This window comes from Pseudomonas sp. JS3066 (assembly GCF_036328175.1).
GTDB lineage: Bacteria > Pseudomonadota > Gammaproteobacteria > Pseudomonadales > Pseudomonadaceae > Metapseudomonas.
On the sequence record NZ_CP143312.1, the window covers coordinates 4,426,185 to 4,440,384 of the forward strand.

General features: G+C 63.0%; 15 protein-coding genes. 4 read left to right on the forward strand and 11 right to left on the reverse strand.

All coding sequences use genetic code 11. The features are described 5' to 3' along the window. Nucleotides 1-78: 78 nt before the first annotated feature. The 9 genes from SA496_RS20870 to SA496_RS20910 form a co-directional block, all read right to left on the reverse strand. A complete protein-coding gene (locus SA496_RS20870) occupies nt 79-303 on the reverse strand; it encodes a hypothetical protein (RefSeq protein ID WP_120654717.1) in 225 nt (74 codons plus the stop codon). Further along, entirely contained in the window at nt 300-1,001 is a 702-nt protein-coding gene (locus SA496_RS20875) for a lipopolysaccharide kinase InaA family protein (RefSeq protein WP_330114397.1), read from the reverse strand. Before SA496_RS20875 ends, SA496_RS20870 begins: the two co-directional genes overlap by 4 nt. After that, nucleotides 991-1,686 carry a class I SAM-dependent methyltransferase gene (locus SA496_RS20880; RefSeq protein WP_330114398.1) on the reverse strand — a complete coding sequence of 232 codons (696 nt, stop codon included), beginning with the start codon at nt 1,684-1,686 and terminating at the stop codon, nt 991-993. The genes SA496_RS20875 and SA496_RS20880 overlap by 11 nt, the downstream gene beginning before the upstream one ends. Before the next feature lie 80 nt (nt 1,687-1,766). After that, on the reverse strand, nt 1,767-3,056 hold the full coding sequence (locus SA496_RS20885; protein ID WP_120654714.1) for a sensor histidine kinase: 1,290 nt from the start codon (nt 3,054-3,056) through the stop codon (nt 1,767-1,769). Further along, nucleotides 3,046-3,729 (reverse strand): response regulator transcription factor, encoded by a 684-nt coding sequence (locus SA496_RS20890; RefSeq protein WP_120654713.1) that lies wholly within the window; start codon nt 3,727-3,729, stop codon nt 3,046-3,048. The genes SA496_RS20885 and SA496_RS20890 overlap by 11 nt, the downstream gene beginning before the upstream one ends. Nucleotides 3,730-3,918: 189 nt before the next feature. Next, entirely contained in the window at nt 3,919-5,559 is a 1,641-nt protein-coding gene (gene groL, locus SA496_RS20895; RefSeq protein ID WP_120654712.1) for a chaperonin GroEL, read from the reverse strand. 48 nt (nt 5,560-5,607) lie between these two features. Continuing rightward, nucleotides 5,608-5,901, reverse strand: coding sequence for a co-chaperone GroES (locus tag SA496_RS20900; RefSeq protein ID WP_028628402.1), 294 nt, complete (start codon nt 5,899-5,901; stop codon nt 5,608-5,610). Nucleotides 5,902-6,095: 194 nt separating this feature from the next. Beyond that, entirely contained in the window at nt 6,096-6,548 is a 453-nt protein-coding gene (locus SA496_RS20905; RefSeq protein WP_120654711.1) for an FxsA family protein, read from the reverse strand. 66 nt (nt 6,549-6,614) lie between these two features. Then, entirely contained in the window at nt 6,615-7,346 is a 732-nt protein-coding gene (locus tag SA496_RS20910; RefSeq protein ID WP_330114399.1) for a HugZ family pyridoxamine 5'-phosphate oxidase, read from the reverse strand. A gap of 104 nt (nt 7,347-7,450) precedes the next feature. Between SA496_RS20910 and SA496_RS20915 the strand changes: the two genes are divergently transcribed. Further along, the gene (locus SA496_RS20915) at nt 7,451-8,209 is read left to right on the forward strand and encodes an SDR family oxidoreductase (RefSeq protein WP_120654709.1); all 759 of its coding nucleotides are present in this window, start codon (nt 7,451-7,453) and stop codon (nt 8,207-8,209) included. Nucleotides 8,210-8,357: 148 nt separating this feature from the next. Here SA496_RS20915 and SA496_RS20920 read toward each other — a convergent pair whose 3' ends face one another. Together SA496_RS20920 and SA496_RS20925 are read right to left on the reverse strand one after the other, a co-directional pair. Beyond that, complete coding sequence (locus tag SA496_RS20920) at nt 8,358-9,323, reverse strand: PA2778 family cysteine peptidase (RefSeq protein ID WP_120654708.1); 966 nt, start codon at nt 9,321-9,323, stop codon at nt 8,358-8,360. Then, the gene (locus tag SA496_RS20925; protein ID WP_120654707.1) at nt 9,323-9,730 is read right to left on the reverse strand and encodes a PA2779 family protein; all 408 of its coding nucleotides are present in this window, start codon (nt 9,728-9,730) and stop codon (nt 9,323-9,325) included. The genes SA496_RS20920 and SA496_RS20925 overlap by 1 nt, the downstream gene beginning before the upstream one ends. 165 nt (nt 9,731-9,895) lie before the next feature. On the opposite strand from SA496_RS20925, the gene SA496_RS20930 reads away from it, so the two are divergent. From SA496_RS20930 to SA496_RS20940, 3 genes are all read left to right on the forward strand, one after another. Then, nucleotides 9,896-10,417, forward strand: a complete 522-nt coding sequence (locus SA496_RS20930; RefSeq protein WP_256660920.1) for a sigma-70 family RNA polymerase sigma factor — start codon at nt 9,896-9,898, stop codon at nt 10,415-10,417. A gap of 1 nt (nt 10,418) precedes the next feature. Then, nucleotides 10,419-11,381, forward strand: coding sequence for a FecR family protein (locus SA496_RS20935; protein ID WP_330114400.1), 963 nt, complete (start codon nt 10,419-10,421; stop codon nt 11,379-11,381). Nucleotides 11,382-11,576: 195 nt separating this feature from the next. Beyond that, complete coding sequence (locus tag SA496_RS20940; RefSeq protein WP_330114401.1) at nt 11,577-14,123, forward strand: TonB-dependent receptor; 2,547 nt, start codon at nt 11,577-11,579, stop codon at nt 14,121-14,123. Nucleotides 14,124-14,200 lie beyond the last annotated feature (77 nt).

Consider the following 14,200-nt stretch of genomic DNA (forward strand, 5'->3'; position numbering starts at 1 on the left):
ACCGGTAACGCCATTGGTGCGCGCGGCGCACCCTACCCAAGGTGCGCAAAACAAGCGCTCTCGCGGGGTTTTCGGATCTCATTCCTGGGCGCGCAATCCCTGGGACAATCCGAACATGAACAGCAGCAGGTTCTGGTCCGGCTGCACTTGCGCCTTCAACCGCGCATTGGGCGGTAACGGGCAGTAGCCGAGGCCGTTGACGCTGACCACGGAGGGCGAAGGCTCATGCCAGGCAGCCACCGCCAGGGAGGCTACTCCCAAAGCGCCGACGAGAAACAAAGCTCGCGTGACTTCTAATTTCATGATCGCAAACCCTTGATAGCGCTGCCAAACGCTGCTTCATAACCGTAGATCAGCACCTGCCAATCCGCTTCGCTCAGCGACGAGTGGCGCTTAAACTGCCACAAGTCGCGCAGAGCTGCCCGCTTGCTCGACAGTCGGCGCCGGGCTTTTTCCAGATCCAACAGGGCAACTTCGGGCAGGCCACCCTCTCCCGCCGGACGGACGAAAACATGTTTGGCATAGAGGCAACCGTGCTGCCACCCACCCCGATGCAAGCGGGCCAGGGTAGCCGCCAATTGTTGCAATACGAGGTGTTTGGCGCCTTCGCCCACCTGGGCGGCGTACCAGCGTTCGAACTCGATGAAGCCTTCCAGCGCTTCGGTCACCAGCAGCCCTTGCCACCCTTGTAGCGGGCAGCGGTGAACACCCCCGAATACGACCCTAGGGACGCGCACGCCCAGCCGCTCGACGGCCAACAGTGCCTCGCGCTCGCGCAGCACCGTCGGACGACCAAAGGGATGGCGCAGACTGCGGTAGAGGTGCTCGACCTGACGCTTCACATACCACTGCCGACCGTCCCCCAGGACAACTCGCTGTACGCCGCTTTCACCACCGCGACGTCGATTGGGCTCCTCAACCCATTCACCACGCAGCGACCAGACACGCAGGAACGGCTCATCCGACCGGGAGCCCACCGCCCCGACCAGCTCACTGGCCATGGCCGGCGACCTTGCGCAGCACGTAGACCCGCCACATCGCGTAGAAGGGCAGGAAGTCCAGCCGCTCCTGAATGTCGAAACCCGCCTCGCGAAACTCCGCTTCGGCAGTGGCCACCGGCAGGACGAAACGATTCTGGTATCCCTGCTCGCTGTGGCGGGCCTGGCGTCGGTTTTCCAGGCGCTGGCGACGCCAGGCCTTGTAGTTGCCATCGACCCATAGGGAAAGGATCAGGCTGTCACGGGTGACCCGCCGGCACTCCCGAAGCAACGTCATGCGATGTGCAGGGTCACCGATGTGGTGCATCAGGCGCATGCAGAAAATGCTGTCCACCGAGCTCTCGGGCAACTGGATGGAAAAAGCCGAGGTCTGCAGCAGGCGCACGCGCCTGACCACTTCGACCGGTTGGACCTCGCTGGCCACGCGCAGCATCTGCTCGGAGTTGTCGGCACCGATAATCACCCGATTCGGCTTTTCCGCCAGCAACGGCCAGAAGCGTCCGGCGCCGCAAGGAAGGTCCAGCACCAGGCCGGGATCGTCGGCCAGGGCCAGCGCCTTGCGCGCCAGCTGCAGGTCTCGCCAGTTGGACAGGCGACGCCACAGGCCGGCCTGATGCTTACGGTGATATGCCTCGGCGTGCTTGCGGTCGTACTTGTCGGAGAATTCGAGGTTGATCGGGCGGGTCATGGACCACCTCCAGCTTGAAGATGGCCCTTAAATTAGCCAGCCCCTGGTCAAGAAGTGGTCAAGCACAGGTGAAAAAAACGTCAATCGACGAGAGCGCTTCGCCCGCCGAGATCCACCTCAAAGCGGCAACCAGTAGGCTCGACGGCACTCAGGCTGACCGTCCAGCCCTGGTTGTCACAGATTCGCTGCACCAGGGAGAGCCCCAGCCCAAGACCATCGCCGCGCTTCGCCGGACCACGCACGAAAGGACGAAACATCGCTTCTCGCTCCTCTTCGGGAATGCCAACGCCACTGTCCTCCACCACGAAGCCGCAATCTTTCAGCACCAGGCGGATGCTGCCGGTATCGGTGTAGTGCAGCGCGTTACGGAGCAGGTTGCCCAGCACCGAGCGCAGCAATGAGGCGTTGTAGGCGCGCTCGTGTGGCACTCCGGGCTGGTACTCGAAACGCAGGCCCTTCTGCTCGATGGCTTCGCGCCACTGGTTGGCGAGATCACCGGCGACACTGGTCAGGCTCGCCTGGGGCGCCACGCTGGCTTCATCGCGCTGTGACCGCGCCAGCATCAGGAAAGTCTGGACCAGGTCGCGCATTTCCTCGGTAGCCCGGGCAATACGCTGCACATGGGCACGGCCACGAGCATCGACATGGGGATTCTCCGCCAACAGCTCACAGGAGGTTGCCAGCACCATCAGCGGGGTCCGTAACTCGTGACTGACGTCGCTGGTGAACAGGCGCTCGCGATTGAGCACCTCATGCAGCCGTCCCAGGGTGTCGTCGAAGGCCTGGGCCAGCTGTCCCACTTCGTCAGCGGCATAGTCCGGCGCCAGCGGGGGGGCCATGCCCAGCAGCTGGTCGCGATGGCGGACCTGCCCGGCCAGGCGCACCACCGGTTCGATGACCTTGCGCGCCAGCACCCAGCCCAGCATCAGCGCCAGAATCACGCTGAGCACGAAGCCGACCATCACCACCCGGTAAAGCACCTGCTCGCGGGCCTCGAACTCGCTCTGGTCCTGCAGCATCACATAGCGGCGGCCCTCGATTTCGCGGACCAGCGCATGGTAGGAACTATCGCCCTCGAAGACCTCGTGAAACCCTGGTTCCAGATCGGTCAGGGTCTCGGGAATCGCATAGGGCCCGGCATTGTCGCTACTGTAGAAGCGGGTATCGCTATCCAGCGCAGGCGGCTTGCCCTGGAAGATGTTTTGGGTGAGGACACGGTGGAGCTCGTTGTTCAAGTCACGGGAAATCAGTTGCTCTTCGATCAGGTGTACGACTTCGATGATGCCGATAGAGAAGGTGCCTCCCACCAAGGCGGTCATCAGCACGAAGGCGATGAGAATCCGCCGTGCGAGGCTCTGCTTAAACTCCATCAGCCGACTCCGCCAGGCGGTAGCCCAGGCCATGCATGGTGTGCAGCAGGGGTTTGCCGAAGGGTTTGTCGATCACCTGGCGCAGCTGGTGGATATGGCTGCGCAGGCTGTCGCTATCAGGGCAGTCATCTCCCCACAGGGCCTCTTCCAGGGCTTCCCGGCGCACCAGGTGCGGGCTCTTCTGCATCAACACTGCGAGCAGCTTGAGACCGATGGGATTGAGCCGGAGGGTCTTGCCCGCGCGACTGACTTCCAATGTATCCAGGTCATAGCTGAGGTCGCCCACCTGCAGGCTGCGCCTGCCGCCGCCCTGGGAACGACGCAGCACGGCCTCGATACGCGCAGCCAGTTCAGAGAGGGCGAAGGGCTTGAGCAGATAGTCGTCGGCGCCGGACTTGAAGCCTTGCAAGCGGTCGTCCAGGGCATCGCGGGCGGTGAGCATGATGACCGGAGTATCACGTCGAGCCTCTTCACGCAGCCGACGACAGAGGTTGTAACCATCCAGCCCCGGCAGCATGACATCGAGCACGATCAGGTCGTAATGCTCACTACTGGCCAGGTGCAGCCCGGATAGGCCATCCCGTGCACAGTCGACGGAGTAACCCTTGAGTTCGAGGAAGTCGACCATGTTGCCCAGAATGTCGTTGTTATCTTCGACTAGCAGGATCCGCATTGGCTCAACTCCATTCATCCACTGATGGCCACTTGCCGGCCAGAGCACGCCCTAACCGGGAATCCGCAGGAAGTTTCCGTCAGCGCGCAACGACCGATCATACCCACGTGCGGCGCTTCCGCACATTTTCGCGGGCAAGAAAAAGCCCCGCGCGAGGCGGGGCTTCTTCGGACCGGATGGCCGGGTGGCTTACATCATGCCGCCCATGCCGCCCATGCCGCCCATGTCCGGCATGGCCGGGGCGCCCTTGTCGTCGGCCACTTCGGCAACCATGGCCTCGGTGGTGACCATCAGGCCGCCGATGGAGGCAGCAGCTTGCAGAGCGGAACGGGTGACCTTGGCCGGGTCCAGGATGCCCATTTCGATCATGTCGCCGTAAACGCCGGTAGCAGCGTTGAAGCCGTAGTTGCCGGAACCTTGCTTGACCTTGTCAACCACGACGCTCGGCTCGTCACCAGCGTTGGCCACGATCTGGCGCAGCGGGGCTTCTACAGCGCGACGCAGCAGCGCGATACCGACGTTCTGGTCTTCGTTGTCGCCCTTCAGGCCTTCGATGGCCTGCAGGGCGCGAACCAGGGCTACGCCACCGCCAGGAACCACGCCTTCTTCGACGGCAGCACGGGTAGCGTGCAGGGCGTCTTCAACGCGGGCCTTCTTCTCTTTCATCTCGACTTCAGTAGCCGCACCGACCTTGATTACGGCAACACCGCCGGCCAGCTTGGCCAGACGCTCTTGCAGTTTTTCCTTGTCGTAGTCGGAGGTGGTTTCCTCGACTTGCTTGCGGATCTGGGCAACGCGGGCTTCGATGTCAGCCTGGGCGCCAGCGCCGTCGATGATGGTGGTGTTTTCCTTGCTCAGGACAACGCGCTTGGCGTTACCCAGGTGCTCCAGGGAAGCGCTTTCCAGGGACAGACCGACTTCTTCGGAAATCACGGTGCCGCCGGTCAGGATGGCGATATCCTGCAGCATGGCCTTGCGGCGGTCGCCGAAGCCCGGAGCCTTGACGGCTGCGACTTTGACGATGCCACGCATGTTGTTCACAACCAGGGTGGCCAGGGCTTCGCCTTCAACGTCTTCAGCGACGATCAGCAGCGGGCGGCCGGCTTTGGCGACTGCTTCCAGGACCGGCAGCATTTCGCGGATGTTGGAAATCTTCTTGTCCACCAGCAGGATCAGCGGGCCGTCGAGCTCGGCGACCATGGTGTCCGGCTTGTTGATGAAGTAGGGGGACAGGTAGCCGCGGTCGAACTGCATGCCTTCTACGACGGACAGTTCGTTTTCCAGGCCCGAGCCTTCTTCAACGGTGATCACGCCTTCCTTGCCCACTTTCTCCATGGCTTCGGCAATGATGTTGCCGATGGAGTCGTCGGAGTTGGCGGAGATGGTGCCTACCTGGGCGATGGCCTTGGTGTCGGCGCAAGGCTTGGCCAGCTCTTTCAGCTGGGCAACGATGGCGATGGTGGCCTTGTCGATGCCGCGCTTCAGGTCCATCGGGTTCATGCCGGCAGCAACGGCCTTCAGGCCTTCGTTGACGATGGCCTGAGCCAGAACGGTAGCAGTGGTGGTGCCGTCACCGGCAGCGTCGTTGGCCTTGGAGGCAACGTCCTTCACCAGCTGGGCGCCCATGTTTTCGAACTTGTCTTTCAGCTCGATTTCCTTGGCAACGGAAACGCCATCCTTGGTGATGGTCGGAGCGCCGAAGGATTTGTCCAGAACCACGTTACGGCCTTTCGGGCCCAGGGTAGCTTTGACGGCGTCGGCCAGTACGTTTACGCCAACCAGCATTTTCTTGCGGGCGGAATCGCCGAATTTGACTTCTTTAGCAGCCATGTTGATTGATCCTCAATTCTTTAGTGTGTAGGCGGAGATTCGCGAGACTCAGGCTTCGACGACGGCGAGGATTTCGCTCTCGCCCATCACCAACAGTTCTTCGCCATCGACCTTGATGGTGTTGCTGCCCGAGTACGGGCCAAATACCACCTGGTCACCGACCTTGACGGCCAGAGGACGCACTTCGCCGTTGTCCAGCAGGCGACCGGTACCTACAGCGACGACTTCGCCACGGTTCGGCTTTTCGGCAGCCGAGCCCGGCAGCACGATGCCGCCAGCGGTTTTGGTCTCTTCTTCGCTGCGACGGATGACGACGCGGTCATGCAGAGGACGAAGCTTCATTGTCGATCTCTCCCAATAGTGTTGTTACTTCGACCGGCGCGAGCACCGGTGGGTTGGTAATGTCCGGCGGAGCCGGTTGCAGCGCGACGGGGCGCCGCTGAATTCAGACCTGCAGATCAGCAGGAACCTTGCGGTGACCGATACATAGGGGCGCGCGAAGGCATTTCAAGGGCGAGGCGCAAAAAAAATGCACTTTATTGATCGCGGCGCTCGTACTCACCTTCGATCACGCGCGGACGGGTTTGGCCGCTGCGGGCGGCAAGGTCGTCGGCGAAGGCGCGCTGGCGAATCGCCTGGGCCGCAGCGCGCTGGCGCAGGCTGCGAATGAACAGGCGACGAGTGAAGGGGATCAGGCAGAGCAGGCCGAAGATGTCGCTGATGAAGCCCGGCAGCAGCAGCAGGCCGCCACCGACGGCGATCAGCAGGCCTTCAAGCACTTCCTGCTCCGGCACCTCGCCCCGGGCCAGGCGCTCGCGGGCGCGCCAGGCAGTGGCGACACCGGCTACCCGCAGCAGCACGCTGCCGAGCACGGCGGTGCCAATCACCAGCAGCAGGGTGGGCAGGACGCCGATCGCGCTGCCGACCTGGATCAGGACGGCCAGCTCGATCAGCGGAAAGAGCAGGAACAGAAAGAGAAAAGCGCGCATCTGGGGTTTCCTTGGCGGAAGAACGGTTTCCGATAATCCGTTAGATGAAGCCGCCCTCCTCCCAATTCAAGCTACGGCCTCATCACTGGTCGGCCAGGATTCGGCGCGAGCCAGCTGTACCATGGCCTGACGGACAGCGCCAGGGTTGTTACAGGATGTTGGGAAGGGCAGCCAATGAAGCGTCTGACCGATGCGTAGGTGGAATCCTTCAGAGTCGATCCCAACCATCTCCGCCGCAGGTTGGGACGGCAAACCGGCCAGTTCCACATAGTGAGCGATGGCATTGGCGTGATCGCTGTTCATATGTTCCAGCATGCTGATCTCGGCTTCGCCAGCAAACGCATTGGCCAGCACCAGTTGATCCACCCAATGGATGGCGCCAAATCCACCGATGAAGCGGGCGCGCACCGGTTCGAGGCGCCAGAAGTCGAAATCGTGGGTGCGGTGATAGTCCGCGGCCTGCGGGAAGTAGCGGTAGTAGCGGGTTGATGCGGCTTCCACTTCGGCTTCGACACTGATTTGCCGTGCCTCGGCCAGCAGGGTCAGGCGCCCGGCGGCCTGGACATCCGCGGCGCCGCGCTCGCCCACCAGCAGCGAGCACTTGGCGTCTTTTTGCAGGTTGTGAGTGTGCTGAGCGATACGGCTGATGAGGATCAGTGGCCGGCCTTCGGCGTCCAGGCAGTAAGGCACCACTGATCCGAAAGGGAAGCCAGGCATGGTCTTGGAATGGGTGGACAGCACCCCCTGGTATTCCTTGAGCAGCATTTCTCGTGCATGCTTTGCGGCTTTCACGCTCACCTTATGACTCCTCGCAAAGAATCCGTCGAAAACGGACGAGCGCCCAGAATAGCGGTTTAACGGCGCAAGCGGGGACAAAGCGACAGTTATTCGAGGGGATTCTCATGCAACTCAAAGACAAGGTCATCATCATTACCGGTGGTTGCCAGGGCCTTGGCCGCGCCATGGGTGAGTATCTGGCCGCCAAGGGCGCGAAGCTCGCCCTGGTCGACCTGAACCAGGAAAAACTGGATGAAGCCGTGGCTGCCTGCAAGGCCGCCGGTGGTGATGCCCGTGCCTACCTCTGCAACGTGGCCAACGAAGAGCAAGTGACCCACATGGTCGCCCAGGTGGCCGAAGACTTTGGCGCCATCAACGGCCTGGTGAACAACGCCGGTATTCTTCGCGATGGCCTGACCATCAAGGTCAAGGACGGCGAAATGACCAAGATGAGCCTGGCTCAGTGGCAGGCTGTGATCGACGTCAACCTGACCGGTGTCTTCCTCTGCACCCGTGAAGTCGCCGCCAAGATGATCGAACTGGAGAACGAAGGCGCGATCATCAACATTTCCTCCATTTCCCGCGCCGGCAACATGGGCCAGGCCAACTACTCCGCCGCCAAAGCCGGTGTAGCTGCGGACACCGTGGTCTGGGCGAAGGAACTGGCTCGCTACGGCATCCGTGTGGCAGGCGTGGCTCCGGGCTTCATCGAGACCGACATGGTCGCCAGCATGAAGCCGGAAGCCCTGGAAAAGATGACCTCGGGGATCCCCCTGCGTCGCCTGGGCAAACCGCTGGAAATCGCCCACTCGGTCGCCTACATCCTGGAGAACGACTACTACACCGGTCGTGTCCTGGAGCTGGACGGCGGCCTGCGCCTGTAATACCTCGCACCATGAAAAAGCCCCGCATTTGCGGGGCTTTTTTTATTGCAGGACATCAGGTGTAGGAGCGAGCTTTGCTCGCGAAGCCTTGTTTGCGTCCACTCGCGCAGAACTAGCGCGCACAGATTCGTGCCCTGCGGGAACGAGTTCACTCGCGACCCGCCGCTCCTTCCCCACACACCGGCAGCGCGCTGCACTGCCCTTTTCCGCTTGACGCTGTTCCCAGCGGCGCCGACAGACGCGCATCCCCCGGCGCCAATTGGCGAGCGCAGGCTCGGGCTTGTGCAGCCTGGGCAGCGCAGCCCTTCTCGTTGAGCACCTCAGACAGATTGAACCAGCCCAACGCGTAATCAGGCTTGCGCTTCAGGCTCTCGCGCAAGGCCTGCTCGGCGCCTTCACGATCACCGTCGGCATAACGCGCATTGGCCAGCGCGAATAGAGGCAACGGCTCCGTCGGCCAATGTTCGGCAGCTGTACGGAATGCACGCTCCGCGACTGGGCGCTGGGCGGTTTGCTCCAGGTCGCTGGCGGCCTTGATCCAGGGTTCCAGGCGAGCTTCTGCGGGGAGTTGATCCGCCGGCAAGGTCACTACGGCCCAGCGCTCGGCACGCTGCCAGGTGCGATCGAAGCTGCGCAGGTCGGTCACCCAGCGCTTCTCGGTGCCAGACCGCAGCACCAGTTCGTCTTTGCTTCGATCAAACCCGACCACCACGGCGAAGTGCCAGCGCGGCAACCAGTCCAGGCCGAGGTTCTGCATCACCAGCACCGGGTTGCCGGCTGCCACCTGGGCCAGCAGCGCATCCAGGTTGGGCTCCAGTGGATAAACCAGCATCCCGTACTGGCGCGCGGCGGCCACCAGTTCCAGCTTCAGGCTGCCTTGCCGGGAAGGCAGGTAGACCTTGGGTGTCAGCTCCTCGGGTGAGGTTTTCACCCCACGCTGCACCAGCACCGTGGCCAGCGCGGCCGGGCCGCACTGGTAGATCTCCTGTGGATAGAACGGCGTCTGGGCCAGCTCCGTGCGCTGTGGCAGGCGGTCGCTCTGGGGCGATAGCAAGGGTTGCTGCCCGGCGCAGCCCGCCAAGGCCAGCGTCAGGACAGCGAGCCAGAGCCGCATCAGTTGATGCACTTGATGAAGCTGAAGATGTCAGTGGCGCAGAGCATGTCGGTGATGATGAAGATCACCAGGAACAGCACGATGATGCCCACCCAGCCCCCAGCCGGTTCCTGCTCAAGGCGCTGATTGAACTGTTGCAGTTCGGCCGGCGTCAGGCTGGCGATACGGGCCTCCACCTGCTCACGCGGCACGCCGAGGGATTCGAGCTTCTGCTGCACCTTCTCGTCATCGAGCATGGCGCGCAGTTGTGCCTGGTCCACCGGCTGCTGCTGCGGCGCCTGCTGTTCCTGCATGGCTTGTGGAGTGCCAATCATGGCCGCCTGGGCCAAGGGCATCTGCGCAAGGAAAACGAACTGGCTGGCAATCAGCAAAGAAGCAAGGCGGCGGTTGCAGGGACGTGAAAGCATAATGGTTCTCCAGGTTTTGTTGCCAGTTGACCACGGTACGTGTTTGCCGGTTCCAGCTTTCCCACAGCAATAGCAGAAGATTCTTCACCACAGACTGATTATTGCTGAACTCCGGCCAGCAGATATAGAATGCGAAACATTCCCATTTGCCTCCGAGTCCAGCTCTTGAATCACGGAGCCGACGCCCTTCCGCCTCCGCCGGTCGAATCTTTGCAGAAGCTCTACAGCGACCACCACGGCTGGTTGACAGGCTGGCTGCGCCGTCGCCTGGGCTGCCCGCAGAACGCCGCAGATCTTGCGCAAGACACCTTCCTGCGCGTGCTGCTGGCGCGGGAAAAGCCGGTGATCCTCGAACCTCGCGCCTTCCTCACCACGGTGGCCAAGCGCGTGCTGGCCAACCATTACCGGCGCCAGGACATCGAACGTGCCTACCTCGAAGCATTGAGCGCGCAGCCGGAAGCGGCCGCGCCGAGCGAAGAGGAGCGCGCCATCATCCTGGAAACCCTGGTGGAGCTTGACCGCCTGCTGGACGGCTTGCCGGCGGTGGCGAAGAAGGTCTTTCTGCTGGCCCAGGTGGACGGCATGACTTACGTGGAAATCGCTGCCCAACTCAATATTTCTCTCTCTACCGTCAAGCGCCACATGGTCAAGGCGGCGCAGCGCTGCTATTTCGCGGAGAGCCTTTGAGATGAACCTGCTCAGCGTGGATCGCAACCGAATCGCCCCGGCCATCGCCGAGCAGGCGGTGGAATGGCTGGTGGAATTGCAGGGTGGCGAGGTCAGCGAACAACGTCGCCAGGCCTGGCAGGATTGGCGCAGCGCCAATGCCGAGCACGAGCGTGCCTGGCAACGCATCGAGGCGGTCAACGTGGGCCTGCGCGGCCTGGAATCCCCCGCGGCGCTGGCAGCCCTCGGCGCTCCGGCCCACCGTAGCCGCCGCGAGGCCCTGAAACTGCTGATGCTCTGCGCCATGGTCGGTGGCGGCGCCATCAGCCTGCGTAACAGCGAGCCGCTGCTGGTCCTGCGCAGCGACGAATCCACCAGCGTCGGCGAGCGTCGTGCGCTGCGCCTGGCCGACGGTTCGCGCCTGGAACTGAACACCGCAAGCGCTGTGGATATCCGCTTTGATGCCGGGCAACGCCTGATCGAGATGCGCCAAGGGGAAATCCTCGTCGATGGTGTCGCCGATTCCCGCCCCCTGCGTATCCATACCCCGCAAGGGCTGATAGAGAGCCGTGGCGGTCGCTTCAATGTGCGCGTCCTCGATCGCAGTAGCCGGGTCAGCCTGTTCGCCGGAAGCGCCGACCTGCTCGCCGACGGCCAGCGCCAGTCGCTGCTGCCCGGTCAGCAGACGAATCTCAGCCCCACCCGCATCGATACACCCGACAGCGTCAGCGAGGACAGCCTGGCCTGGACCCGGGGCATGCTGGTGGCGAGTCATATGCGCCTGGACGATTTTCTCGCCGAACTCGGCCGCTACCGCCATGGCCACCTCAGCTGCGCCCCGCAAGTGGCCGGGCTGCTGATTTCCGGCAGCTATCCGCTGGATAACACCGAGCGCATCCTCGCCATGCTGCCCAAGGCGCTGCCAGTGGAGGTGCATAGCCTGACCCGCTACTGGGTCAAGGTGCATCCGCGCGCCACCGGTTGAAGGGGAGTATCCGTAGGTTGGCACAGTGCGAAGCGAGGCCCAGCCTACGGCACGACTCTGACGTTGGGCTTCGTACCTCAGCCCAACCTACGGCCTCCATCGATAGCCAGATTTTTTGCGAAAGCTGAGCCTTTTTTCCGACCTCGCGTGACAAGGCAGGCAGAGACCTTCCCAATTCACGAACGAGACGCCCCCATGCAGTGCCCGCCCCGCCTTCGCCACTTCGCCCGAAAACCGCTGGTCCGCGCCATGCAACCCCTGCTGCTCAGCCTATGCCTGACCGCTGCCCTGCCCGCCAAGGTCATTGCTGCCGCCCTGGAAATTGGCACCGAAAGCCAGCGCCGAGCCTTCGACATTCCAGCCGGCCCGCTAGAGGCGGCACTCAACCAGTTCGGCCGTGAAGCCGGCGTGCTGCTGTCGTTCAGCCCCGAGCTGACCGCTGGCCGCCAGACCCAGGGTCTGCGCGGCCAGTACGGCGTCGAAGAAGGCCTGAACCAGTTGTTGGCCGGCAGCGGCCTGCACGCCGTGGCCCAGGACGGTGGCTACAGCCTGCAATCGTCCGGCGCGGCCATCGAAGTGGATCGCCAGGTGGTGGTCGGCTCCCGCGCGCCCACCAGCATCAGCGAACTGCCAGGCACCGTCTGGATCATCGACGCGCCGCAGCTACAGGAGCAGACCAAGGCCGGCGTGCCCTTCAAGGAAGCCCTCGGTCAGTTGATCCCTGGCCTCGACATAGGTCCACAGGGCCGCACCAATTACGGCCAGAACATGCGCGGCCGTAGCGCCCTGGTGATGATCGACGGCGTTTCCCTGAACAGCTCCCGTGGCATCAGCCGCCAATTCGACTCCATCGATCCGTTCAACATCGAACGCATCGAGGTCCTTTCCGGTGCCAGTGCTGTGTACGGTGGCGGCGCCACCGGCGGCATCATCAACATCGTCACCAAGAAAGGTGACGCTGGCGCAGCCCGATTCAACAGTGAAGTGGGCCTGCGCAGCGGCTTCGAAACCAGCCAGGAACACGATTGGCGTGTGGCCCAGTCCGTCAGCGGCGGCAGCGAACAGATCAAGGGCCGCGCCGCGGTGGCGTACCAGAAGAACGGCGCCGCCTATGACGGCAACGGCGACCAGGTGATGCTCGACATCACCCAGACCGACCTGCAGTACAACCAGTCGGTGGATGTCATGGGCAGCCTCGACTTTGCCTTTGCCAATGGGCATAGCCTGAGCCTGGGTGCCCAGTGGTACGACTCCGGCTACGACGGCGACAAGGGCGTAGACCTCGGTCGCAACTTCCGTGGTCTGCGTGGACTGGAGCCCTTCGAGATCGAAGGCGGCGCCAACTTCGACCGCGAGCCGCGCACCGAACGCACCCAGTTCAACGCCACCTACCATGCCCCCGAAGTGCTGGGCCACGACCTCTACCTGCAGGCCTACTACCGCAGCGAAGAGATGGCCTTCCAGCCCTATCCGAGCATCACCTTCACCGGCACTGGCGCGATCAACCCGTCCCGCTCCTACTACTCCGCCTCCCAACAGGACACCAACTACTACGGGCTTAAGGCCGTGCTGGTGAAAGAGTGGGACCGCTTCACCCTGACTTACGGCGCCGATGTCGAGCGCGAAAGCTTCGACTCCGACCAGGCTCTGTTCGACCTCAGCACAGCTGCCCAGACCGGCGGCCTGGTAGCTGACGAATACGCCAAGGTCGGCCGCTACCCGGGGATCGATACAGACAGCAATTCGCTATTCGCCCAGGGCAGCTGGCGCGCGACCGACGCCCTGACCCTGTCCGGTGGTGTGCGTCGCCAGCGCACCAACAACGACGTCGGCGACTTCGTTGCAGCGGCCCAGCAGATCCAGATCAGCAAGGGCAACGGCACCAGTGCCGACGCCATTCCCGGCGGCGAGAAGGACTACCAGGTCGACCTCTACAACTTCGGAGCCGTGTACAAGCTGAACAAGGCGCAGCAAGTCTGGACCAACTACTCCGAAGGCTTCGAACTGCCCGACCCGGCCAAGTACTACGGCCAGGGCACCTACTCCGCCGCGCCGGTCAACGGCCGCTGGGTGCTGCAGAAGGGCGTGAACGTGAAGGATTCTGCCCTCGACGGCATCAAGACCAAGCAGGTGGAGCTCGGCTGGCGCCACTACGACGGTAGCTTGGACGCCCAGTTGGCGGCCTTCTATGCGTGGTCCGACAAGAGCATCACCTATAACCGCACCACCCTGCTGGTGGAGCAGCTGGACAACAAGAAGCGCAACTTTGGCCTGGAAGGCCAGGCCAACTACTGGCTGAACGATAACTGGCAGATCGGCACCAGCGCCCTCGCGATCCGTTCCCAGCAGAAGATCGACGACCGCTGGCAAAAGCAGGACGTGACCGCGGCCAGTCCCTCCAAACTGACCGCTTTCGTCGGCTGGCGTGACGACGACACCAGCCTGCGCCTGCAAGGTGTGCGCACCTTCAACCTCTCCGACGACGGTAATGTCCTCGCCAATGGCCAGTTCGACGGCAACGACCACAAGATCGACGGCTACGCGACCTTCGACCTGCTGGGCAGCCAGGTCCTGCCGGTGGGTACGCTCAACTTCGGCATCCAGAACCTGCTGGACAAGGACTACACCACCGTCTGGGGCCAGCGCGCGCAGGTGTTCTACAGCGCCAACATCCCGGCCGACCTGTTCGACTACCACGGCCGTGGTCGTACCTACAGCCTGAGCTACAGCGTGGAGTACTGACAGCCCTCACCCCCAGCCCCTCTCCCAGAGGGAGAGGGGTGACTCCCGGCTCACCTTCAGCGCAATCCTGTAGGGGC

Bases quoted from the DNA above. Each gene is read 5' to 3' on its own strand.
- SA496_RS20900 (WP_028628402.1), bottom strand. From the start codon at position 5,901: ATGAAGCTTCGTCCTCTGCATGACCGCGTCGTCATCCGTCGCAGCGAA.
- SA496_RS20935 (WP_330114400.1), top strand. From the start codon at position 10,419: ATGAACCTGCTCAGCGTGGATCGCAACCGAATCGCCCCGGCCATCGCC.
- SA496_RS20905 (WP_120654711.1), bottom strand. From the start codon at position 6,548: ATGCGCGCTTTTCTCTTTCTGTTCCTGCTCTTTCCGCTGATCGAGCTG.
- SA496_RS20890 (WP_120654713.1), bottom strand. From the start codon at position 3,729: ATGCGGATCCTGCTAGTCGAAGATAACAACGACATTCTGGGCAACATG.
- SA496_RS20920 (WP_120654708.1), bottom strand. From the start codon at position 9,323: ATGCGGCTCTGGCTCGCTGTCCTGACGCTGGCCTTGGCGGGCTGCGCC.
- groL (WP_120654712.1), bottom strand. From the start codon at position 5,559: ATGGCTGCTAAAGAAGTCAAATTCGGCGATTCCGCCCGCAAGAAAATG.
- SA496_RS20915 (WP_120654709.1), top strand. From the start codon at position 7,451: ATGCAACTCAAAGACAAGGTCATCATCATTACCGGTGGTTGCCAGGGC.
- SA496_RS20870 (WP_120654717.1), bottom strand. From the start codon at position 303: ATGAAATTAGAAGTCACGCGAGCTTTGTTTCTCGTCGGCGCTTTGGGA.
- SA496_RS20885 (WP_120654714.1), bottom strand. From the start codon at position 3,056: ATGGAGTTTAAGCAGAGCCTCGCACGGCGGATTCTCATCGCCTTCGTG.
- SA496_RS20925 (WP_120654707.1), bottom strand. From the start codon at position 9,730: ATGCTTTCACGTCCCTGCAACCGCCGCCTTGCTTCTTTGCTGATTGCC.
- SA496_RS20875 (WP_330114397.1), bottom strand. From the start codon at position 1,001: ATGGCCAGTGAGCTGGTCGGGGCGGTGGGCTCCCGGTCGGATGAGCCG.
- SA496_RS20940 (WP_330114401.1), top strand. From the start codon at position 11,577: ATGCAGTGCCCGCCCCGCCTTCGCCACTTCGCCCGAAAACCGCTGGTC.
- SA496_RS20880 (WP_330114398.1), bottom strand. From the start codon at position 1,686: ATGACCCGCCCGATCAACCTCGAATTCTCCGACAAGTACGACCGCAAG.